General features: G+C 71.5%; 19 protein-coding genes. 16 read left to right on the top strand and 3 right to left on the bottom strand.

Annotated elements, in window-relative coordinates; genetic code table 11:
- Positions 1-88: 88 nt before the first annotated feature.
- The 3 genes from AB0D74_RS13885 to rpsD all read left to right on the top strand — a co-directional run bounded on the left by AB0D74_RS13885 (position 89) and on the right by rpsD (position 3,085).
- Positions 89-745: a vitamin K epoxide reductase family protein gene (locus tag AB0D74_RS13885; protein ID WP_362584736.1), complete on the top strand. Its 657-nt coding sequence runs from the start codon at positions 89-91 to the stop codon at positions 743-745.
- 59 nt (positions 746-804) lie between these two features.
- The gene (locus AB0D74_RS13890) at positions 805-2,160 is read left to right on the top strand and encodes a replication-associated recombination protein A (RefSeq protein ID WP_362584739.1); all 1,356 of its coding nucleotides are present in this window, start codon (positions 805-807) and stop codon (positions 2,158-2,160) included.
- A gap of 310 nt (positions 2,161-2,470) precedes the next feature.
- On the top strand, positions 2,471-3,085 hold the full coding sequence (gene rpsD, locus AB0D74_RS13895) for a 30S ribosomal protein S4 (RefSeq protein WP_046726586.1): 615 nt from the start codon (positions 2,471-2,473) through the stop codon (positions 3,083-3,085).
- A gap of 27 nt (positions 3,086-3,112) precedes the next feature.
- Here rpsD and AB0D74_RS13900 read toward each other — a convergent pair whose 3' ends face one another.
- Entirely contained in the window at positions 3,113-5,278 is a 2,166-nt protein-coding gene (locus tag AB0D74_RS13900) for an AAA family ATPase (RefSeq protein WP_362584743.1), read from the bottom strand.
- A gap of 146 nt (positions 5,279-5,424) precedes the next feature.
- On the opposite strand from AB0D74_RS13900, the gene AB0D74_RS13905 reads away from it, so the two are divergent.
- The 13 genes from AB0D74_RS13905 to nusB all read left to right on the top strand — a co-directional run bounded on the left by AB0D74_RS13905 (position 5,425) and on the right by nusB (position 18,416).
- Positions 5,425-5,865 carry a DUF948 domain-containing protein gene (locus AB0D74_RS13905; RefSeq protein ID WP_362584746.1) on the top strand — a complete coding sequence of 147 codons (441 nt, stop codon included), beginning with the start codon at positions 5,425-5,427 and terminating at the stop codon, positions 5,863-5,865.
- A 12-nt stretch (positions 5,866-5,877) separates the two neighbouring features.
- A complete protein-coding gene (locus tag AB0D74_RS13910; protein WP_362584750.1) occupies positions 5,878-6,225 on the top strand; it encodes a hypothetical protein in 348 nt (115 codons plus the stop codon).
- Positions 6,225-8,897 carry an alanine--tRNA ligase gene (alaS, locus tag AB0D74_RS13915; RefSeq protein ID WP_362584753.1) on the top strand — a complete coding sequence of 891 codons (2,673 nt, stop codon included), beginning with the start codon at positions 6,225-6,227 and terminating at the stop codon, positions 8,895-8,897. Before AB0D74_RS13910 ends, alaS begins: the two co-directional genes overlap by 1 nt.
- A 14-nt stretch (positions 8,898-8,911) precedes the next feature.
- Positions 8,912-9,376, top strand: a complete 465-nt coding sequence (ruvX, locus tag AB0D74_RS13920; RefSeq protein WP_362584756.1) for a Holliday junction resolvase RuvX — start codon at positions 8,912-8,914, stop codon at positions 9,374-9,376.
- Between the two features lie 123 nt (positions 9,377-9,499).
- Complete coding sequence (gene mltG, locus AB0D74_RS13925; protein WP_362584760.1) at positions 9,500-11,233, top strand: endolytic transglycosylase MltG; 1,734 nt, start codon at positions 9,500-9,502, stop codon at positions 11,231-11,233.
- Positions 11,214-12,053 (top strand): shikimate dehydrogenase, encoded by an 840-nt coding sequence (locus tag AB0D74_RS13930; RefSeq protein WP_362584764.1) that lies wholly within the window; start codon positions 11,214-11,216, stop codon positions 12,051-12,053. Before mltG ends, AB0D74_RS13930 begins: the two co-directional genes overlap by 20 nt.
- 247 nt (positions 12,054-12,300) lie before the next feature.
- Positions 12,301-13,485, top strand: coding sequence for a chorismate synthase (aroC, locus tag AB0D74_RS13935; RefSeq protein ID WP_362584768.1), 1,185 nt, complete (start codon positions 12,301-12,303; stop codon positions 13,483-13,485).
- Between the two features lie 32 nt (positions 13,486-13,517).
- Complete coding sequence (locus tag AB0D74_RS13940; RefSeq protein WP_362585124.1) at positions 13,518-14,000, top strand: shikimate kinase; 483 nt, start codon at positions 13,518-13,520, stop codon at positions 13,998-14,000.
- The gene (gene aroB / locus AB0D74_RS13945) at positions 13,997-15,088 is read left to right on the top strand and encodes a 3-dehydroquinate synthase (protein WP_362584771.1); all 1,092 of its coding nucleotides are present in this window, start codon (positions 13,997-13,999) and stop codon (positions 15,086-15,088) included. Before AB0D74_RS13940 ends, aroB begins: the two co-directional genes overlap by 4 nt.
- A 142-nt stretch (positions 15,089-15,230) precedes the next feature.
- Positions 15,231-16,040: a Pro-rich N-terminal domain-containing protein gene (locus tag AB0D74_RS13950; protein ID WP_362584774.1), complete on the top strand. Its 810-nt coding sequence runs from the start codon at positions 15,231-15,233 to the stop codon at positions 16,038-16,040.
- A gap of 214 nt (positions 16,041-16,254) precedes the next feature.
- The gene (locus AB0D74_RS13955; protein ID WP_362584777.1) at positions 16,255-17,361 is read left to right on the top strand and encodes an aminopeptidase P family protein; all 1,107 of its coding nucleotides are present in this window, start codon (positions 16,255-16,257) and stop codon (positions 17,359-17,361) included.
- A gap of 51 nt (positions 17,362-17,412) precedes the next feature.
- Complete coding sequence (efp, locus tag AB0D74_RS13960) at positions 17,413-17,979, top strand: elongation factor P (RefSeq protein ID WP_362584779.1); 567 nt, start codon at positions 17,413-17,415, stop codon at positions 17,977-17,979.
- Positions 17,980-17,981: 2 nt separating this feature from the next.
- On the top strand, positions 17,982-18,416 hold the full coding sequence (gene nusB / locus AB0D74_RS13965) for a transcription antitermination factor NusB (RefSeq protein WP_362584782.1): 435 nt from the start codon (positions 17,982-17,984) through the stop codon (positions 18,414-18,416).
- Positions 18,417-18,468: 52 nt separating this feature from the next.
- Here nusB and AB0D74_RS13970 read toward each other — a convergent pair whose 3' ends face one another.
- On the bottom strand, positions 18,469-19,212 hold the full coding sequence (locus AB0D74_RS13970) for a hypothetical protein (protein ID WP_362584785.1): 744 nt from the start codon (positions 19,210-19,212) through the stop codon (positions 18,469-18,471).
- Entirely contained in the window at positions 19,212-22,331 is a 3,120-nt protein-coding gene (locus AB0D74_RS13975; RefSeq protein ID WP_362584788.1) for a CHAT domain-containing protein, read from the bottom strand. Before AB0D74_RS13975 ends, AB0D74_RS13970 begins: the two co-directional genes overlap by 1 nt.
- Between the last annotated feature and the right edge of the window lie 41 nt (positions 22,332-22,372).

Here is a 22,372-nt window from a genome sequence, read left to right on the forward strand (position 1 = left end):
TCCACCGAACGGTGGACAGGGCGCCTCGTGCGGCACAATGGCCCCTGCCCGAAGAAGTTCCAACTCTCAAACAGACGGAATCGGCGTGATGAGCAAGACGACAGTCAAGGACGTCTCCACCGAGCCCGAGCCCGAGGACGCCTCCGCGGCACCGCGCACGGAGGGCGGCAGCGTCGCCTTCGCGCTGCTGCTGATCATCACCGGCGCCGCCGGCCTGCTGGCCGCCTGGGTCATCACGATCGACAAGTTCAAGCTGCTGGAAGCCAAGGTCGAGGGCAAGACGTTCACCCCCGGGTGCAGCCTCAACCCGGTGGTCTCCTGCGGCAGCGTCATGGAGTCCAAGCAGGCCGCCGCCTTCGGCTTCCCGAACCCGATGCTCGGCCTGGTCTGCTACGGCATCGTCATCTGTGTCGGCATGAGCCTGCTGGGCCGCGCCCGGTTCCCCCGCTGGTACTGGCTGACCTTCAACTTCGGCACCCTCTTCGGGGTGGGCTTCTGCACCTGGTTGCAGTTCCAGTCCCTGTACCGGATCAACGCCCTGTGCCTGTGGTGCTCGCTGGCCTGGGTCGCCACGATCACCATGTTCTGGTACGTGACCTCCTTCAACATCCGCAAGGGTTTCCTGCCGACGCCGAACTGGCTGAAGTCGTTCTTCGGCGAGTTCACCTGGGTGCTGCCCGTCCTGCACGTCGGCATCATCGGCATGCTGATCCTGACCCGCTGGTGGGACTTCTGGACCAGCTGACGACCGGGGCCACCGACGGCCCCGGCGGGATTGTCAGTGCCGTGACTTAGGGTTTCAGCGTGGAACCCGACCTGTTCACCGCCGCCGCAGAAGAACGCCAGGAGAAGGACCCGACCGGGAGCCCCCTGGCGGTGCGGATGCGCCCGCGCACCCTCGACGAGGTGGTGGGCCAGCAGCATCTGCTCAAGCCGGGATCCCCCCTGCGCAGACTGGTCGGCGCGGGCTCCGGCGGCCCCGCCGGACCCTCGTCCGTGGTCCTCTGGGGACCGCCCGGCACCGGCAAGACGACCCTCGCGTACGTCGTCTCCAAGGCCACCGACAAGCGGTTCGTGGAGCTCTCCGCGATCACCGCCGGCGTCAAGGAGGTCCGCGCGGTCATCGACGGCGCCCGCCGCGCCACCGGGGGCTACGGCAAGGAGACCGTCCTCTTCCTCGACGAGATCCACCGCTTCAGCAAGGCCCAGCAGGACTCCCTGCTCCCGGCCGTCGAGAACCGCTGGGTCACCCTGATCGCCGCCACCACCGAGAACCCCTACTTCTCGGTGATCTCCCCGCTCCTGTCCCGCTCCCTGCTCCTCACCCTCGAACCGCTCACCGACGACGACGTCCGGGACCTGCTGCGCCGGGCCCTCACCGACGAGCGGGGCCTCAAGGCGGCCGTCACCCTCCCCGAGGACACCGAGGAGCACCTGCTGCGCATCGCCGGCGGTGACGCCCGCCGCGCCCTGACCGCCCTGGAGGCCGCCGCCGGGGCCGCCCTCGACAAGGGCGAGACGGAGATCGGCCTCGCCACCCTGGAGGAGGTCGTCGACCGGGCCGCGGTCAAGTACGACCGCGACGGCGACCAGCACTACGACGTCGCCAGCGCTCTCATCAAGTCCATCAGGGGCTCCGACGTCGACGCGGCCCTGCACTACCTCGCCCGCATGATCGAGGCTGGCGAGGACCCCCGCTTCATCGCCCGCCGCCTGATGATCTCCGCGAGCGAGGACATCGGCCTCGCCGACCCGAACGCCCTGCCCATAGCCGTGGCCGCCGCCCAGGCCGTCGCCATGATCGGCTTCCCCGAGGCCGCCCTCACCCTCAGCCACGCCACCATCGCCCTCGCCCTGGCCCCCAAGTCCAACTCCGCGACCACCGCGATCGGCGCCGCCCTGGAGGACGTCCGCAAGGGCCTGGCCGGACAGGTGCCCCCGCACCTGCGCGACGGGCACTACAAGGGCGCCGCCAAGCTCGGCCACGCGCAGGGGTACGTCTACCCGCACGACCTGCCCGAGGGCATCGCCGAGCAGCAGTACGCCCCGGACACCGTCAAGGACCGCGAGTACTACACCCCGACCCGGCACGGCTCCGAGGCGCGGTACGCCGACGCTGTCGAGTGGACCAGGAAGCACCTCGGTCGCAGGCGGTCCTGAGCAGCCTGTAGACTTCCCCGAGCGCCGAGTCCCGCGCAGTCAGAGCGGGACAACCGGCCGGAACCCCCGTCAAGGGGGATCCAGGAGCGTCGCGCACCGTCGATCGGTGTCGCGGGCAGCCCACCACCATCCGTCGGGTCACAGACGACGGGACCGGTCGGTGGGCCACTCGCGTGCTGCACGTATGTGCCCAGACCAGGGGAGCGGCTGCCCACCAGACCCGGCAACGGGATCCGGAGGGTTTCCCCGGCTGCGGATTGCGACCTCCCTCAACCCTGACAAGCCGAATATCAGAAGGAAGAAAGAGACAGTGGCGAACCAGTCCCGCCCCAAGGTCAAGAAGTCGCGTGCCCTCGGCATCGCGCTGACCCCGAAGGCCGTCAAGTACTTCGAGGCCCGCCCCTACCCGCCGGGTGAGCACGGCCGCGGCCGCAAGCAGAACTCGGACTACAAGGTCCGTCTGCTGGAGAAGCAGCGTCTGCGCGCGCAGTACGACATCTCCGAGCGTCAGCTGGTCCGCGCCTACGAGCGTGCCTCCAAGGTGCAGGGCAAGACCGGTGAGGCGCTGATCGTCGAGCTGGAGCGCCGCCTCGACGCGCTGGTCCTGCGTTCGGGCATCGCCCGCACGATCTACCAGGCCCGCCAGATGGTCGTCCACGGCCACATCCAGGTCAACGGCCAGAAGACCGACAAGCCGTCCTTCCGGGTCCGTCCGGACGACGTCGTGCAGGTCCGCGACCGTTCCAAGGACAAGACGCTCTTCCAGGTCGCCCGCGAGGGCGGTTTCGCCCCCGACGGCGAGACCCCCCGCTACCTGCAGGTGAACCTCAAGGCCCTGGCGTTCCGCCTGGACCGCGAGCCGAACCGCAAGGAAGTTCCGGTCATCTGCGACGAGCAGCTCGTCGTCGAGTACTACGCCCGCTGATCACCGGCCGGGTGTAGCACCTCAGCGTCAGCCCGCCGTCTCCCCGCCCTTCCGGGTGGGCGAGGCGGCGGGCTTCCGCATGTCGGTGCCCTCCCGCCGCTGCCGCACCGGCCCGCGCGGCGCCGGCAGCACCTCCGGCGCCCGTACCCCGAAGTACTCCAGCGCCCGGGCCACCGCCGCCTCCCGGTCCAGCCGGGCCCCCTGCCGTACGCACTGCGCGTACCGCTCCTCGCCCAGCGCCCGCCGGGCCGTCGCCGCACACAGCTCGTGCGGGGCGTTGTAGTACGCCGAGCCGAACAGCGGCAGCCCCACCGACGGCCACATCCGCCCGGCCGCGCCCTGCAGCACCGCCGCCTCCGCCGGATCGCCCTGCGCCACCGTCACCAGGGCGAGCAGCTCGATCGACAGGACCGAGCCGAGCAGGTCTCGGAACCCGTGGGCATGGCCCAGGCAGTCGGTCAGCAGCTCCCGGGCCACCGCGTGGTCGCCGTCCTGCCAGGCCGCGTACGCCAGCACGTACAGCGCGTACGAACGGGCCCAGCTCTCGCCGTGGTCCTCGCACACCCGGCGCACGTCCTCGCACAGCCGTACCGCGTCCGCCAGATCACCGCGGAACGCCCTGGTCATCGCCAGCTCCACCTGCGCCATCAGGACGTTGCTGTTGAGCTCGCCGATCTCCTGGTAGCGGTGGAGAGCCGAACGCAGCAGCGTCTCCGCGCGCGCCATGTCGTCCGTGACCAGCGCCAGACAGCCGGTCCGGTGCTCCGCGTACGCCACCGCCGTCGGGTCGGCGGCGAGCTCGGCCTCCGCACGGCATTCCTGAAGCGCGGCCAGCGCGGGCACCGCGTCGCCCTGGAGGATCGCCACGTAGCCGAGCACCCACAGCGCCTTCAGCCGGGACTGCGGATACTCCGAGTCCAGCTCCAGGCTCCGCTCCAGCCAGCGCCGCCCCTCCGAGAGCCGTCCGCAGCCCGCCCAGTGGAACCACAGCGAACCCGCCAGGTACTGGCCCAGATGCGCCTCGTCCGGCTCGGTCAGGCAGTGGTCCAGGGCCGCCCGCAGATTCGGCAGCTCGCTCTCGACCCGCGCGGCCACCTGGCCCTGCCGCGGCGAGAACCACTCCAGCTCGCACCAGGTCGCCAGCCCCATGAACCAGTCCCGGTGCCGGCGCCGCAGCCGCCCCGCGTCCCCGGTCGCCGCCAGCCAGTCCGCGCCGTACGCCCGCACGGTGTCCAGCATCCGGTAGCGCACGCCCGACGGTGTCTCCGCACGGCAGACCACCGACTGGGCGAGCAGCTCCGCCAGCACGTCCAGGACCTCCTCGGCCGCCAGCCCGTCCCCGCTGCACACGTACTCGGCGGCCTCCAGGTCGAAGGTCCCCGCGAACACCGACAGCCGGGCCCACAGCAACCGCTCGGCGGGCGTGCACAGTTCGTGGCTCCAGCCGATCGCCGTGCGCAGCGTCCGGTGGCGGGGGAGCGCGTCCTGCCCGCCGCCGGTCAGCAGCCGGAACCGGTCGTCCAGCCGCTCCAGCAACTGCCCCGGCGACAGCGCCCGCAGCCGCCCCGCCGCCAGCTCGACCGCCAGCGGGATTCCGTCCAGACGCCGGCACACCTCCCGCACCTCGGCGCAGTCCCGCACCTGAAGCCCCTGCCGCCCGGCGCGCTCGGCGAACAGCTCCACCGCGTCGTCCGCGCCGAGCGGACCCAGCGGGAACAGCAGCTCGCCCGCCACGCCGAGCGGCCGTCGGCCCACCGCCAGCACGGCCAGGTCCGGCAGCCGCCGCAGCAGCTCGGCCACCAGCTCCGCACACGCGTCGACCAGATGCTCGAACCCGTCGAGCAGCAGCAGGATCCGCCGGCCGGCCAACTGCTCCAGGAGCGTCTCGCGCGGCAGCCGGGTGGTGTGGTCGGTCAGGCCGAGCGCCTCCACGACCGCGTACTCCACGAGCTCCGGATCGCGCACCGGCGCCAGCTCCACCCGCCACACCCCGTCCCGGGGTGCCACGCCGGCCGCCGCCCGGGCCGCCAGCCGGGACTTGCCCACCCCGCCGGTCCCGGTCACCGTCACGAGCCGACCGGACCCAAGGGCCCGGGACAGCTCGCCGAGTTCGGCCGACCGGCCCACGAAAGCGGTCAGTTCCAGGGGCAGATTGCCGTCCGCCGAAGGGCCGGGGCGCTGAGGACCTCGCATGGGACACGGAGCGTACTTAACCGTGTTCAGTCCGTACAATCGCTTCCGGCGACTCCGCCCCTCGCGCGCGGTAATCCGGTACGGAGCCCGACGTCCCGCGCGATAGGCTCAGCGCAGAATTGATTTCGCGGAAGAGCGGGAAGCAGGTGCGCACGGTGTCCGGTGGAGAGGTGGCCGGGATCCTGGTGGCCGTCTTCTGGGCGATCCTGGTCTCCTTCCTCGCGGTGGCTCTCGTGAGGCTGGCCCAGACGCTCAGGGCGACCACCAAGCTGGTGGCGGACGTGACCGACCAGGCCGTCCCGCTGCTCGCCGACGCCTCCGCGGCCGTACGCTCCGCGCAGACCCAGATCGACCGGGTCGACGCGATCGCCTCCGACGTCCAGGAGGTCACCTCCAACGCCTCCGCGCTGTCCACCACGGTCGCCTCCACCTTCGGCGGCCCGCTGGTCAAGGTCGCGGCCTTCGGCTACGGCGTGCGCCGGGCGCTGGCCGGACGCAAGGCGGACGCGCCCGTGAAGGAGCCCGCGCGTACGGTGATCGTGGGCCGGACCGTCCCCGCCGCACGGCGCAAGAACCGGGGAAAGTAGGAGCCAGGCCACATGTTCCGCCGTACGTTCTGGTTCACCACCGGTGTCGCCGCCGGAGTGTGGGCCACCACCAAGGTCAACCGCAAGCTCAAGCAGCTGACCCCCGAGAGCCTCGCCGCCACCGCCGCGAACAAGGCCCTGGAGACCGGTCACCGGATCAAGGACCGGGCGATCGGCTTCGCGCTCGACGTGCGCGACAACATGGCCCAGCGGGAGGAAGAACTGGGCGACGCGCTCGGTATCAACGCGGACCCCGAACTCCCCGCGCCCCGGCGGTTCGCCGCCATCGAGAACCGCAGCAACCCGAAGTACGCCGATGACAGGACGACGTACTCGTACAACCGGAATGAGGACCACTGATGGAGTCGGCCGAGATCCGCCGCCGCTGGCTGAGCTTCTACGAGGAGCGCGGTCACACCGTCGTCCCTTCGGCGTCGCTCATCGCGGACGACCCGACTCTGCTCCTCGTCCCGGCCGGCATGGTGCCCTTCAAGCCCTACTTCCTCGGCGAGGTCAAGCCGCCGTGGGCGCGCGCCACCAGCGTGCAGAAGTGCGTGCGCACCCCCGACATCGAAGAGGTCGGCAAGACCACCCGGCACGGCACCTTCTTCCAGATGTGCGGCAACTTCTCCTTCGGCGACTACTTCAAGGAAGGCGCCATCAAGTACGCCTGGGAGCTGCTCACCAGCCCCCAGGACAAGGGCGGTTACGGCCTTGAGCCGGAGAAGCTCTGGATCACCGTCTACAAGGACGACGACGAGGCCGAGCGCATCTGGCACGACGTCATCGGCGTGCCGAAGGAGCGCATCCAGCGCCTCGGTATGAAGGACAACTACTGGTCCATGGGCGTCCCCGGCCCGTGCGGCCCCTGTTCCGAGATCAACTACGACCGCGGCCCCGAGTTCGGCGTCGAGGGCGGCCCCGCCGTCAACGACGAGCGGTACGTGGAGATCTGGAACCTGGTCTTCATGCAGTACGAGCGCGGCGAGGGCATCGGCAAGGACAACTTCGAGATCCTCGGCGAGCTGCCCAGCAAGAACATCGACACGGGCCTCGGCCTGGAGCGCCTCGCCATGATTCTGCAGGGCGTGCAGAACATGTACGAGATCGACACCTCGATGGCCGTCATCAAGAAGGCCACCGAGCTGACCGGTGTCCACTACGGCGAGGCCCATGCCTCGGACGTCTCGCTGCGGGTCGTCACCGACCACATGCGCACCTCGGTCATGCTCATCGGCGACGGCGTCACCCCCGGCAACGAGGGCCGCGGCTACGTGCTGCGCCGCATCATGCGCCGCGCCATCCGCAACATGCGGCTGCTCGGCGCCACCGGACCGGTCGTCCTCGACCTGATCGACACCGTGATCGCCATGATGGGCCAGCAGTACCCGGAGCTGGTCACCGACCGCGAGCGCATCGAGAAGGTCGCCGTCGCCGAGGAGAACGCCTTCCTCAAGACGCTGAAGGCCGGCACGAACATCCTCGACACCGCCGTCACCGAGACCAAGGAGTCCGGCGGCTCGGTGCTCGCCGGCGACAAGGCGTTCCTGCTCCACGACACCTGGGGCTTCCCGATCGACCTCACCCTCGAAATGGCCGCCGAACAGGGCCTCTCGGTGGACGAGGACGGCTTCCGCCGCCTGATGAAGGAGCAGCGGGACCGCGCCAAGGCCGACGCCCAGGCCAAGAAGACCGGCCACGCCGGCGCCGGCGCCTACCGAGAGATCGCCGACAAGACCGGCGAGACCGACTTCATCGGCTACTCCGACACCGAGGGCGAGACCACGATCGTCGGCATCCTCGTCGACGGCGTCTCCTCCCCGGCCGCCACCGAGGGCGACGAGGTCGAGATCGTCCTGGACCGCACCCCCTTCTACGCCGAGGGCGGCGGCCAGATCGGCGACACCGGCCGGATCAGGGTCGACACCGGTGCCGTCATCGAGATCCGCGACACCCAGAAGCCGGTCCCGGGCGTCTACGTCCACAAGGGCGTCGTCCAGGTCGGCGAGGTGACCGTCGGTGCCAAGGCCCACGCCGCGATCGACTCCCGCCGCCGGACCGCCATCGCCCGCGCCCACTCGGCCACCCACCTGACCCACCAGGCGCTGCGCGACGCCCTCGGCCCGACGGCCGCCCAGGCCGGTTCCGAGAACCAGCCCGGCCGCTTCCGCTTCGACTTCGGCTCCCCGTCCGCCGTTCCCACGGCCGTGATGACCGACGTCGAGCAGAAGATCAACGAGGTGCTCGCCCGCGATCTCGACGTGCGCGCCGACATCATGGGCATCGACGAGGCCAAGAAGCAGGGCGCCATCGCCGAGTTCGGCGAGAAGTACGGCGAGCGGGTCCGTGTGGTGACCATCGGCGACTTCTCCAAGGAGCTGTGCGGCGGCACCCACGTGCACAACACCTCCCAGCTGGGCCTGGTGAAGCTGCTCGGCGAGTCGTCCATCGGCTCGGGTGTGCGCCGTATCGAGGCTCTCGTCGGCGTCGACGCCTACAACTTCCTGGCCCGTGAGCACACGGTCGTCGCCCAGCTCCAGGAGCTGATCAAGGGCCGCCCCGAGGAGCTCCCGGAGAAGGTCTCCGCCATGCTCGGCAAGCTGAAGGACGCCGAGAAGGAGATCGAGAAGTTCCGCGCGGAGAAGGTCCTCCAGGCCGCCGGCGGTCTCGTCGACTCCGCCAAGGACGTCCGCGGCATCGCCGTCGTCACCGGCCAGGTCCCGGACGGCACCACCCCGGACGACCTGCGCAAGCTGGTCCTCGACGTGCGGGGCCGCATCCAGGGCGGCCGGGCCGCGGTCGTGGCCCTCTTCACGGTCAGCAACGGCAAGCCGCTCACGGTCATCGCCACCAACGACGCCGCCCGCGACCGCGGTCTCAAGGCCGGTGACCTGGTCCGCACCGCCGCCAAGACGCTCGGCGGCGGCGGTGGCGGCAAGCCGGACGTCGCCCAGGGCGGCGGCCAGAACCCGGCCGCGATCGGTGAGGCCATCGACGCCGTCGAGCGCCTCGTGACCGAGACCGCCAAGTAAGGAAACGGTCGGAAATGCGCAGAGGACGTCGACTCGCGATCGACGTCGGGGACGCCCGGATCGGGGTCGCCTCGTGCGATCCCGACGGGATCCTCGCCACCCCGGTCGAGACGGTTCCCGGCCGGGACATCCCGGCGGCCCACCGCCGGCTGCGGCAACTGGTCGAGGAGTACGAACCGATCGAGGTCGTCGTCGGGCTCCCGCGCTCCCTCAAGGGGGGCGAGGGCCCGGCCGCCGTCAAGGTCAGGGCCTTCGCCCAGGAACTGGCCAAGGGCGTCAAGCCGGTGCCGGTCCGGCTGGTCGACGAGCGGATGACGACCGTGACGGCCAGTCAGGGGCTACGGGCCTCGGGGGTGAAGTCCAAGAAGGGGCGCTCGGTCATCGACCAGGCCGCCGCTGTGATCATCCTCCAGCAGGCACTGGAATCCGAACGGGTGTCAGGTAAACCACCCGGCGAGGGCGTCGAAGTAGTCATCTGATCGCGATACGGTAACGTTCCGCGCGATGCGATGGTTTTCGAACAGCCACCGCACAGCAAGAGGCGGAACGGTCAGTCGGCCCACCAGCCGCGTGACGCGCCGCCTCGCGGCTCTAGGGGATCGATGACTGAGTATGGCCGGGGCCAGGGCTCCGAACCGTGGCACCCGGAGGACCCGTTGTACGGGGACGACGGGTGGGGAGGACAGCAGGCCAACGTCGGCCAGCAGTCCCCCTACGGCGGCCAGCCGCAGCACTACCCGCAGCAGCCGCAGCAGCAGTACGGCGACTGGAGCCAGCACCCGCAGGGCGGGTACGACCAGCAGCAGTACTCGTACTACGACGAACAGGGCCAACTCCACTACGTCGACGGGCAGGGCCAGCACACCCACGGGCACGGTCAGCAGCAGTACGACCAGCAGTACGTCGGACATGCCCCGCAGCAGTACCACCAGGGCACCTGGGACGCGACCGGCACCCACGGCCATGTCCCCTATGCCGCCGACCCGGGCGACCCCTACGGCCAGCAGCCCGTGGCCTACGGCGCGGAGCAGCCCGACTTCTACGGCACCGAGGACGCTTACCCGCCCCCGGAGCCGCCCGGCCGCCGGCGCCCCGAGCCGGAGCCGCAGCCGGAGCCCGCGGTCGAGGAGGAGGAAGAGGAGCAGCACCCCTTCTTCACCGGCGCGGACGACGATGACGACGACGGGGACGACGACCCGAAAGGGCGCCGCGGTGGTGGCCGCGGCAAGGAGGCCAAAGGCGGCAAGGGCGCCAAGAAGCGCCGCAGCGGCTGCGCCTGCCTGGTGGTCTGCCTGGTCTTCGGCGGCGGCGCGGCCACCGTCGGCTACTTCGGCTGGCACTTCTACCAAAATCGTTTCGGCGCGGCCCCGGACTACGCGGGCAGCGGCGGCAGCGAGACCGTGACCGTCCAGATCCCCAAGGGCGCGGGCGGCTACGAGATCGGCCGCCGGCTGAAGGACGCCGGTGTCGTCAAGAGCGTCGACGCGTTCGTCCACGCGCAGACGCAGAACTCCAAGGGCGACACGATCCAGGCGGGTGCGTACACCCTCAAGAAGGAGATGTCCGCCGCCAGCTGCGTGCTGTTGATGCTGGACCCGAAGAGCCAGGCGAATGTGGTGGTCACCCCGGGCGAGCGCGCGGCGGCCGTCTATGTGTCCCTGGACAAGAAACTCGGCCTTTCCGCCGGCTCCTCCAAGAAGATCGCCAAGGCCGAATACAAGAACCTGGGCCTGCCGAGCTACGCGAACTCCAACAGCAAGATCATGGATCCGCTGGAAGGATTCCTCTACCCGGGTACCTATCCCGCCGCCAAGGGCATGAAGCCCGACGCGATCCTGAAACAGATGGTCGCGGCGGCCAAGGAGCAGTACGCCACATACGACCTCGTGGCGGAGGCCAAGAAGTACGACCTGGACAGCCCGTTGCAGGTCATCACGGTCGCGAGCCTCGTCCAGGCCGAAGGAAAGACGCACGACGACTTCCGTAAGATGGCGGAAGTGATCTACAACCGTCTCAAGTCCACGAACACCGAGACGAACCAGAAGCTGCAATTCGACTCGACCTTCAACTATCTGAAGGGCACCAGCAACATCCACATCAGCGAGTCGGAGATCAACAGCAACCAGGACCCCTACAACACGTACACCCAGAAGGGGCTTCCGCCCGGTCCGATCGGCAACCCCGGCGAGGACGCGCTGAAGGCGGCACTGAATCCGACCGACGACGGCTGGATCTATTTCGTGGCGACCGACGGCCAGAACAACACCGAATTCGCCAAGACCTACGCGGAATTCCAGCAGCTCAAGGACAAATTCAATGCCAACTCGGGCAACTGACGCCCGTCGGGCCGCCGTGCTCGGTAAGCCCATCGCCCACTCCCTCTCCCCGGTGCTGCACCGGGCCGCGTACGACGAACTCGGGCTCGCCGACTGGTCGTACGAGCGCTTCGAGGTCGACGAGGCCGCGCTGCCCGGCTTCCTCGGGACGCTGGGACCGGAGTGGGCGGGGCTGTCGCTGACCATGCCGCTGAAGCGGGCCGTCATCCCACTGGTCGACGAGATCAGCGAGACGGCCGCCTCGGTCGACGCGGTCAACACCGTCGTCTTCACCGAGGACGGCCGCCGCCTCGGGGACAACACCGACATCCCGGGCATGGTCGCCGCGCTCCGCGAGCACGGCATCGAACAGGTCGACTCCGCCGCGATCCTCGGCGCCGGCGCCACCGCCTCCTCCGCGCTGGCAGCCCTGGCCCGGATCTGCACGGGCGAGGTCGTCGCCTACGTCCGCAGCGAGGAACGCGCCGCCGAGATGCGGCACTGGGGCGAGCGGCTGGGCGTCGAGGTCCGCACCGCCGACTGGGCCGACGCCGCGCAGGCCCTGCACGCGCCCCTGGTGATCGCCACCACCCCCACCGGGACCACCGACGCTCTCGCCGCCGCCGTACCCGAGCGCCCCACCACCCTCTTCGACGTCCTCTACCACCCCTGGCCCACCGCCCTGGCCGCCCGCTGGTCCATGTTCGGCGGCGCCGTCGTCAGCGGCCTCGACCTGCTCGTGCACCAGGCCGTGCTCCAGGTCGAGCAGATGACCGGGCAGGGTCCGGCGCCGCTCGACGCGATGCGCCGGGCCGGGGAGAAGGCGCTCGCCGAGCGCTGAGCGCTGCGCCGAAGACGCGGCGACGGACCCGTTCGGCCGCGGCGCCGTTGCGGCTGGTCGCGCAGTTCCCCGAGCTCCTTCGGGGCGCCGCCGACGTCCGACTGCTGGACCGGCGGCCGGGTCCAGCGCCCGGACGTGGGAGGATCGGAGGTGGCGGACCGGGGCCGCGCACCCGGTCGGGCCGTCGCCGTACGCGAGGACGTGCGTACGCAGGGCAGTACCAGGGCGCGAGCACTGAGGAGCATCGTTGAGCAGGCTGCGTTGGCTGACCGCGGGGGAGTCCCACGGTCCCGCACTTGTCGCGACGCTGGAGGGCCTTCCCGCCGGCGTGCCGATCACGACCGAGATGGTCGCCGACCACCTGGCGCGGCGGCGGCTCGGTTACGGCCGCGGTGCGCGGATGAAGTTCGAGCGCGACGAGGTCACCTTCCTCGGCGGCGTCCGGCACGGCCTGACCCTCGGCTCTCCTGTCGCGATCATGGTGGGCAACAGCGAGTGGCCCAAGTGGGAGCAGGTCATGGCGGCCGACCCGGTCGACCCCGAGATCCTCGCGGGACTGGCCCGCAACGCCCCGCTGACCCGGCCCCGCCCCGGCCACGCCGACCTCGCCGGCATGCAGAAGTACGGCTTCGACGAGGCCCGCCCGGTCCTGGAGCGCGCCTCCGCCCGGGAGACCGCGGCCCGCGTCGCGCTCGGCGCCGTCGCCCGCTCCTACCTCAAGGAGACGGCCGGCATCGAGATCGTCTCGCACGTCGTCGAGCTGTGCTCCGTGAAGGCCCCGCAGGGCACGTACCCGACCCCGGCCGACGTCGAGAAGCTGGACGCCGACCCGCTGCGCTGCCTGGACGCCGACGCCTCGAAGGCGATGGTCGCGGAGGTCGACCAGGCCCACAAGGACGGCGACACCCTCGGCGGCGTGGTCGAGGTGCTGGCGTACGGCGTGCCGGTCGGCCTCGGCTCCCACGTCCACTGGGACCGCAAGCTGGACGCCCGGCTCGCCGGTGCCCTGATGGGCATCCAGGCGATCAAGGGCGTCGAGATCGGCGACGGCTTCGAACTGGCCCGGGTGCCCGGCTCCAAGGCCCACGACGAGATCGTGAACACGCCCGACGGCATCCGCCGCGTCTCCGGCCGCGCCGGCGGCACCGAGGGCGGGCTCTCCACCGGTGAGCTGCTCCGGGTCCGCGCCGCGATGAAGCCCATCGCGACCGTCCCCCGCGCCCTGCAGACCGTCGACGTCACCACCGGCGAGGCCACCCAGGCCCACCACCAGCGCTCCGACGTCTCCGCCGTGCCGGCCGCCGGCATCGTCGCCGAGGCGATGGTCGCGCTCGTCCTCGCCGACGCCGTCGCGGAGAAGTTCGCCGGCGACTCGGTCGCCGAGACCCGGCGCAACGTGCGGTCGTACCTCGAGAACCTGGCCATCCGGTGAGCGGCACGCCGAGGGTGGTCCTGGTCGGGCCGATGGGCGTCGGCAAGTCCACGGTCGGGCAGCTGCTCGCCGAGCGGCTCGGCTGCGGCTACCGGGACAGCGACGAGGACATCGTCGCCGCCGAGGGCCGCGCCATCGCGGACATCTTCGTGGCCGAGGGCGAGCCGGTGTTCCGGGAGATCGAGAAGCGGGCGGTCCGGGTGGCGCTGGCCGAGCACGAGGGCGTCCTCGCGCTCGGCGGGGGCGCCATCCTCGACGCGGAGACCCGTGACCTGCTCGCAGGCCGCACGGTGGTCTACCTCTCGATGGACGTCGAGGAGGCCGTCAAGCGCACCGGCCTGAACGCCGCCCGGCCGCTGCTCGCCGTCAACCCGCGCAAGCAGTGGCGCGAGCTGATGGAGGCACGGCGGCACCTGTACGAGGGGATCGCCACGGCCGTCGTCGCCACCGACGGCCGTACGCCCGAAGAGGTCACCCAAGCAGCCCTGGACGCACTGGAGTTGAAGGAAGCATGAGCGAGGCAGTCACCCGGATCCAGGTCGGCGGCACGGCGGGCACCGAGCCGTACGAGGTCCTGGTGGGCCGTCAGCTGCTCGGCGAACTCGGCGGACTGATCGGCGAGAAGGCCAAGCGGGTCGCCGTCATCCACCCCGAGGCGCTCGCCGAGACCGGCGACGCGCTCCGCGCCGACCTGGCCGGGCAGGGCTTCGAGGCCGTCGCCATCCAGGTGCCCAACGCCGAGGAGGCCAAGACCGCCGAGGTCGCCGCCTACTGCTGGAAGGCGCTCGGCCAGTCCGGCTTCACCCGCTCCGACGTGATCGTCGGCGTGGGCGGCGGCGCCACCACCGACCTGGCCGGTTTCGTGGCGGCGACCTGGCTGCGCGGCGTCCGCTGGATCGCCGTCCCGACCACCGTCCTCGCCATGGTGGACGCGGCCGTCGGCGGCAAGACCGGCATCAACACGGCCGAGGGCAAGAACCTGGTCGGCGCCTTCCACCCGCCGGCGGGCGTCCTGTGCGACCTCGCCGCCCTGGACTCCCTCCCGGTCAACGACTACGTCTCCGGGCTCGCCGAGATCATCAAGGCCGGCTTCATCGCCGACCCGGTGATCCTGGAGCTCATCGAGTCCGACCCCGAGGCCGCCCGCACCCCGGCCGGCCCGCACACGGCCGAGCTGATCGAGCGCTCCATCCGGGTGAAGGCGGAGGTCGTCTCCTCCGACCTCAAGGAAGCGGGCCTGCGCGAGATCCTCAACTACGGCCACACGCTCGGCCACGCCATCGAGAAGAACGAGCGCTACAAGTGGCGGCACGGCGCCGCGGTCGCCGTCGGCATGCACTTCGCCGCCGAGCTGGGCCGGCTGGCCGGCCGCCTGGACGACGCGACGGCCGACCGGCACCGCACGGTCCTGGAGTCCGTCGGCCTCCCGTTGCACTACCGCTACGACCAGTGGCCCAAGCTGGTCGAGACGATGAAGGTCGACAAGAAGTCCCGCGGCGACCTGCTCCGCTTCATCGTCCTGGACGGCCTCGCCAAGCCGACCGTCATGGAGGGCCCGGACCCGGCCGTGCTGCTCGCCGCGTACGGCGAGGTCGGGCAGTAAGTCCGCCGCTGTTCCTTCCGCCCGATTCGCCGTGTGGAACGGGCACTTCGGACCGCCCCCGGCCGTTTCACCAAACGACCACCGGGGGCGGTACCGTTCGGTAACGAGCGCAGCCGAACATGACGAGACGGAGTGGCACCGGATGCAGCACGCAGTGGGATCTCCGCTGCCGCCGCCCCATCAGCCGGGGCAGGGACCGACCGGCTGGCAGCCGGCCGCACAGCACCCGGGAGCACCGCAGGGCCCCGCGCCCGTGCCGCCGCCACCGCCCGCGCCCCCGCAGCCGCCGCTTCCCCCGCTGCCGCCCGACACCACGGGCCACGTCCCGCTGCCGCCGGGCGCCCCGGTGGGCATGCCGAGTGCGCCCCCGGCCGCCACGGCCCCCGACCCGACGATCACCACCCTGGCGGTCCTCCTGATCGGCCCGGCCGGCGCGGGCAAGACCAGCGTGGCGAAGTACTGGGCCGACCACCGCCGGGTCCCCACCGCCCACATCAGCCTCGACGACGTCCGCGAATGGGTCCGCTCCGGCTTCGCCGACCCCCAGTCCGGGTGGAACGACCACTCCGAGGCGCAGTACCGTCTCGCCCGCCGCACCTGCGGCTTCGCCGCGCGCAACTTCCTCGCCAACGGCATCTCGTGCATCCTCGACGACGCGGTCTTCCCGGACCGCCCGGTCGTCGGCCTCGGCGGCTGGAAGCGGCACGTCGGCCCCGGCCTCCTCCCGGTCGTCCTCCTCCCGGGCCTCGACATCGTCCTGGAACGCAACGCGGAACGCACGGGCAACCGCCGCCTCACCGACGAGGAGGTGGCCCGCATCCACGGCCGCATGGCGGGCTGGTACGGCTCGGGCCTCCCGATCATCGACAACTCACAACTCGACGTCCCCACCACGGCAAGAGTCCTCGACGAGGTCCTCACCCGAGCGATAGCCAGCCCCCCGACCTGGTAGACGAGCCGGACCACTCCCACCTTCTTGTTCTTGGGGGCGCGGGGAACTGCGCGAGCAACCCCCACCCACCGGCAGCCGACGGACGGCCTGCTCCTTGAGGGGCGCGGGGAACTGCGCGAAAACCCCACGGACCCGCACCCGAAAACGGCGCCCCGCCACCCCACTCGGCCCCCCTCAACCGGCACAAACCGCCCACCCCTCCTACGCTCGACTCATGTCAGACGTGTACGCGGCCCGCCGAACCCGGCTGAGGGAACGCTGCCACGCGGCCGGCAGCCAGTCCGCCGTCATCTCGCGCCCGGCCAACGTGCGGTACCTCGCCGGCGCCGCACCCCACGGCTCCGTCCTGCTCCTCGGCAGACGCGAGGACCTCCTCGTCTGCCCCGGCCCGCTGGACGACCGCCCCGGCGAGGCCCGCCCCGACGAGTCCCTGCGCCCGCACCTCCTGGCAGGACCCGGCGGCGACCCCGCCGTCGCCGCCGCCGACCTCGCCGCCGCCCAGGACGCCGACGCCCTCGCCGTCGAGGAGCACCACCTCACCGTGGCCCGGCACCGCGCCGTCGCCTCCGTCGCCCCCCACCTCCGCCTGACCGACCTGGGCAGCGCCGTCGAGCAGCTCAGGGTCGTCAAGGACGAGGAGGAGATCTCCTGCCTCCGGATCGGCGCCGAGATCGCCGACCAGGCCCTGGGGGAACTCCTGGAGTCGATCCTCGTCGGCCGTACCGAACGGCACCTCGCCCTGGAGCTGGAGCGCCGCCTGGTCGACCACGGCGCCGACGGCCCGGCCTTCCCCACCTCCGTGGCCACCGGCCCGAACTCCGGCCGCCGCGGCCACCGCCCCACCGACCGGCGGGTCGAGGAGGGCGACTTCCTCTCCGTCTGCCTCGGCGCCACCTACCGCGGCTACCGCTGCGAGATCGGCCGTACCTTCGTCATCGGCACCTCGCCCGCCGACTGGCAGATCGAGCTCTACGACCTGGTCTTCGCAGCCCAGCGGGCCGGCCGGGAGAGCCTCGTGCCCGGCGCCGCCTGCCGCGACGTCGACCGCGCTGCCCGCCAGGTACTGGACTCCGCCGGCTACGCCGAGAGCCTGCAGCCCCTCACCGGACACGGCGTCGGACTCGAAATCGCCGAGGACCCGCAGCTCGCCCCTTCAGCCATGGGTAAACTGGACGCTTGCGTGCCGGTCACCGTCGAACCGGGGGTCCACCTCCCGGGCCGGGGCGGCGTCCGGATCGATGACACGCTCGTCGTACGCCCCGAGGCGGACGGCGGACCCGAGCTACTCACCATCACGACCAAGGAGCTGCTCGCACTCTAGGAAGGTGCGCGCCCCGGGGTCGTCCACGTCAGTCCAGGAGATTCCGCAACCGTGGCTTCCACGAACGACCTCAAGAACGGCCTGGTGCTCAAGCTCGAAGGCGGCCAGCTCTGGTCCGTCGTCGAGTTCCAGCACGTCAAGCCCGGCAAGGGCCCCGCATTCGTGCGCACCAAGCTCAAGAACGTGCTGTCCGGCAAGGTGGTCGACAAGACCTTCAACGCCGGCGTCAAGGTCGAGACGGCCACTGTCGACAAGCGCGACATGCAGTTCTCGTACATGGACGGCGAGTACTTCGTCTTCATGGACATGGACACGTACGACCAGCTGCACATCGACCGGAAGACCGTCGGCGACGCCGCGAACTTCCTGATCGAGGGCTTCACGGCCGTCGTCGCCCAGCACGAGGGCGAGGTGCTCTTCGTCGAGCTCCCCGCCGCCGTCGAGCTGGTCATCCAGGAGACCGAGCCGGGCGTCCAGGGCGACCGCTCCACCGGCGGCACCAAGCCCGCCACCCTGGAGACCGGTCACCAGATCCAGGTCCCGCTCTTCATCACCACCGGTGAGAAGATCAAGGTCGACGCCCGCACGAGCGACTACCTCGGCCGGGTGAACAGCTAACCGTGGCTGCCCGCAACACGGCCCGCAAGCGCGCCTTCCAGATCCTCTTCGAGGGCGACCAGCGCGGGGCCGACGTCCTGACCGTCCTCGCGGACTGGATCCGGCTCTCCCGGGACGACACCCGGCAGCCGCCGGTGAGCGAGTACACGATGCAGCTGGTCGAGGGCTACGCCGTGCACGTGAAGCGGATCGACGAGCTGATCGCCCAGTACGCGGTGGGCTGGACGCTGGACCGGATGCCGGTCGTCGACCGCAACATCCTGCGCCTCGGCGCGTACGAGCTGATCTGGGTCGACGAGACGCCGGACGCCGTCGTCCTCGACGAGATGGTGCAGCTCGCGAAGGAGTTCTCCACGGACGAGTCGCCCTCGTTCGTGAACGGGCTTCTGGGGCGCCTCAAGGAGCTGAAGCCGTCGCTGCGCCGCGAGGGAGCCTGACCCTCTCCGCGCCGTTGCAGGGCCCGTGGATCCGTCCACGGGCCCTTCGCGTCTACTGACCGGCTCCCCGGGGCAGTGCCCCGGCCGCCGGACCGCCGGGCAGCGCACGGGGCGCGCGTGCCGCCAGATCGATCCTGTGCAGCCGCGGCGGCAGCTCGGCCCGGCTGCGCAGGATCCGCCACTTCCGCAGCGAGGCCGCCACGACGACCTCTGCGACCACGGGAACCCCGGCCGGCACGCACACCACCACCGCGAGCAGCATGTCCCCGGCGAGCGGGCGCCCCGGCTGCTCCTGGAACTGCCACTCGGGGTTGTTGCCGCCGAGGCCGTACGCGGTGATGTACCGCTCCTCCCTCGGCCCCTCGGCCGTATATTCCACGGACGGCTCCGCCACGCCGAGCGGTACGGACAGGGCGATCCGGAAGCTACTGTTCCCACTCGTCACGCTCGCGGTGTCGGGGGACAGGGCCAGTGCGACCGGCGGCTTCGGGCTGCCGGGCGCGTCGAGCATGATCCCGATGTTCGCGTCCTTGAACGGCGCGGAATCGCCGCCGGAGTCCGGCCGGAACGCGCAGCTGAACGCCAGCAGGAAGTAGTCGTCGTCGGGTACCGACGCCGACAGCAGGGTCGGATTCACGCCCAGCTCGTGCAGTTGCGCGAGCGTGAGCCGGGTGACGTACGGCTCGGTGACGGTCAGTCGTCGGCTGATGCGCTCCTCGGTGGTGTTGCCCTGCAGGGTGGCGGGCACGACCAGGTCGACGTCGTACGTGCGCAGCGGCGGCAGTTCGAGAGTCATCAGGGGTTCCTCCGGTCGGGGCGGAGCCAGCCGCCGTGGTAGGTCAAGGCGCCCCAGTCGCGGTACTGGGGGAAGCGGGCACGGGTGGCCGTCTGGGCCTCCCGGAACGCGCGCAGGGTGTCCTGGTGGTCCGCGAGACGCGTGTACAGCTCGCCGAAGAAGCGGGTGGCCGTGGGGGTGCGGACCGGCCACAGGCAGCCGACCACGGCCCGTGCCCCGGCCAGCAGGAAGGCGGTGGGCAGCCCACGCGGATTGTCGGCGAGGTCGAACCGGCCGAGCGCCGACTCGCAGGCGGCCAGCGTGACCAGGTCCACGCCCCGCAGGTCGTGGAGGAGCACCTCGTGCCCGAACAGCCGCCCGTCCCCGCCGCCCTCGGGCGGATTGAGGTACAGGCACTGGAACCAGGAGGCGTCCTGGCTGTGCGCGCCGTGCGCGGCGACATGCACATAGCGGGCGCCCTCGGCACGGCTCAGGAAGGCCGCCGGGGTGGCGTCCGGGCCGACCAGGGTGATCCCGTCGGCGACCGCGGCCACCGCCGCCGCGTGCTCGTCCAGCACCGGCTCCCCGCGCAGACCCCAGGGCGTGCCGCCCAGCGCCGCGCCCAGTGACACCAGTCCGGTACCCGAGGGCGTCGCGGGGGTCCGGGGCCCGGTGACGCAGACCGGGCTCGGCACCGTGGTCACGGTCCAGTCGTCCGCCAGCGGTCGCCCCGCCCGCCGCAACAGCGGGAACGGCAGGTAGTGGAAGGGGCCGTGGGCCCAGAAGCAGAGGTGGCGTCTGCCCTCGGAATGCAGACGGGCCAGCACGCTGTCCAGGTTGCCGAAGAAGGAGCCGAAGTCCAGTTCCTCCTCGCCGACGCGGGTGACCTCCCGGTGCAGCGGGTCGGCGCGGGCGACCGAGCGCGCGGAGGCCACCTCGTACGCGAAGGGATGCATGGTCTGCCGGTAGCCGTCCCTGCTCAGCTGCAGCACCGCACCGGGCATCCCGGCGAACGGCTGCACCCGGATGTCCTGGATGCCCTGCGAGGTGACCGTGAGCAGATGCAGCGCGGCGGCGGGCTGGCCGTCCGGCCCGGCCGGCTCGATGGCGCGCGGCTGCTGGGCGATCCACAGCGAGACCAGCACGGTCTCGTCGGGCAGGGCGGCGACGACGTCGTCCAGGTCCGGGTACGCGGAGGGGGTCTCGGCCGGGGCCGGCGGGTACAGACTGCCGGAGAGGTCGCGGTCGAAGGAGCGCCGTAGATTGCCGAGCTTCTCGTGCTCGGTGTCGCCGGCCGCGTGTTCCTGGGTGCCCGCGTAGCTGAGCATCTCCAGGTCCTCGCCGACCTCGCTGAGCCGCGGCGGCGCGGCCTCGCCGAGCCGGCTCGCCAACTCCTCGATCCGCTCCCGTCGTTCCGTCAGTTGCGGGAGAGGACGCCGCGGTCCGGGGGTCTCCAGCGCGCGCGAGAAGTCGACTCCCTTGGCGGCCTCGTGCAGCATCAGCATCGCGGCCCCCGACTGCCGTCCCTCGGTGGTGCGGCTGCCGAGCTTCTGGGCCGCCGCGACGAGGGCGAAGGCGGCGGGCTCGTCGAGCCCGGCCTCCAGCCGCGGTGCGATCCCCACGCGCAGCGCGACAACCGCGCGGGTCACCTCGTCCGTGCCGCCCGCGTCGGCGCAGTCGACCATCAGTTCCATCTCGCGCAGGACCAGGCTTTGCAAACCGAGGGCGGAGTAGTGGCGCGCGGCGGTCGCGTGCCGGTCGATCGCCTCGAAGAGCTCTCCCGCCCGCTGGTGCTCGGCCGCGGCCGCGGCGGAGGCGCTGCCCAGCAGGCATCGGACGGCCCTCGCGACCTGGGGTCCCGCGTCCGGCAGGTAGTCGGGCAGCGCGTCCAGCAGGGCGCAGGTGGCGCGGGCGGCGCCGCTCTGGTGCAGGTGGGCCGCCAGGTACAGGAGGGTCGCGGTCCCCTGGTGCTCCGGCGTGAGCGCGTCGCGGAAGGCGCGCTTGATCTCCGCCTCGGTGTCCTCGGCGGGGCAGGGCGCCGGGTCGCCGGGCAGTGCGTGGAGATGGCTCTGCCACACCTCCCACAGCCCCGACCGGTCCCTGGGCACGGGCAGCTCGGCGTGGACGGCGGCCAGCAGCTCCCGCAGCAGATCGCGGCGGCCGGTCTCCCGCAGCAACGGCAGGGCCTGGTGCATCACGCCCCAGGTCTCCCGTTCGCCCAGCAGCCGCACCAGTTCGGGCAGCGGCTTCGGCAGCAGCTCCTGGAGCGAGTCGGGGCCGAGGCGGCCGTCGTAGATGGCGAGGATCCGCCGCAGCCGGATCGCGTTCACCGGATCGCGGACCGGGTCGATCAGGGCCGCGGCGCTCCGGCTGTTCGCCAGCCAGGAATCCGTCACCCAGTCCCCGGCCTCGGAGTCGTCCATGAGGATGGCCAGCGCCTCGTTCACGGCGTTCAGACAGCGGGCCCGCTGGTGTCCTTCGCTCAGACCGGCCGCGCCGTAGAGGTAGGGCAGCGCCTCCAGCGCGGCGTCCACGGGGTGCGGCAGCGCGTCGAGGGAGTCCGGGTCCGGTCCGGCGGAACCGGCGCCGAACATCCGGCCGCGCACCTGGCCGCGGAGCTGCCGGTCCCGGATGGCCAGGCCGTCGTCCAGTGCGGGCGCCGCGATGTGCGGATGGACCCGGAGGATGCCCGCCGCGTACATGGTCTCGGCCAGTTCGTCCAGCTCGCGTGCCTGCCGGAGGGTCTCCAACTGCTCGTCGGCGACCGCGCAGGCGAGGCGCAGCCGACGGCCGCTCGGGCGTTCCACCAGGTCCAGCCGTACGGCCTCGACCAGCAGGTCGGCCGCCTGCCACCACGGGGAGGACATGCCCCGGCCCCAGCGCTCCTCGGAGAGCGCCATGAGCAGCCGGGCCATCAGATAGCCCATGACCGTGGCCCCGTCCCGGACCCGGTGCAGACCGAACCCGACGAGGTGGAGCACCTGCTCCTCGTCCACCTGCCACGGGGCGGACCGTATGTACTGATCCGCGGCGTCCTCGCCGAGATGGCCCGCGTGGACGTCCCGCACGAGACCGATCAGGGCGTCCAGCACCTCGTCCCGCTCGTCACTCACCGCCATGAAGTCCCCCCACTCCGTCATCGGTGCAGCTCACAGGATCGTGGCACAGACGGGGGTGCGGG

This window comes from Streptomyces sp. NPDC048278 (assembly GCF_040652195.1).
Classification (GTDB): domain Bacteria; phylum Actinomycetota; class Actinomycetes; order Streptomycetales; family Streptomycetaceae; genus Streptomyces.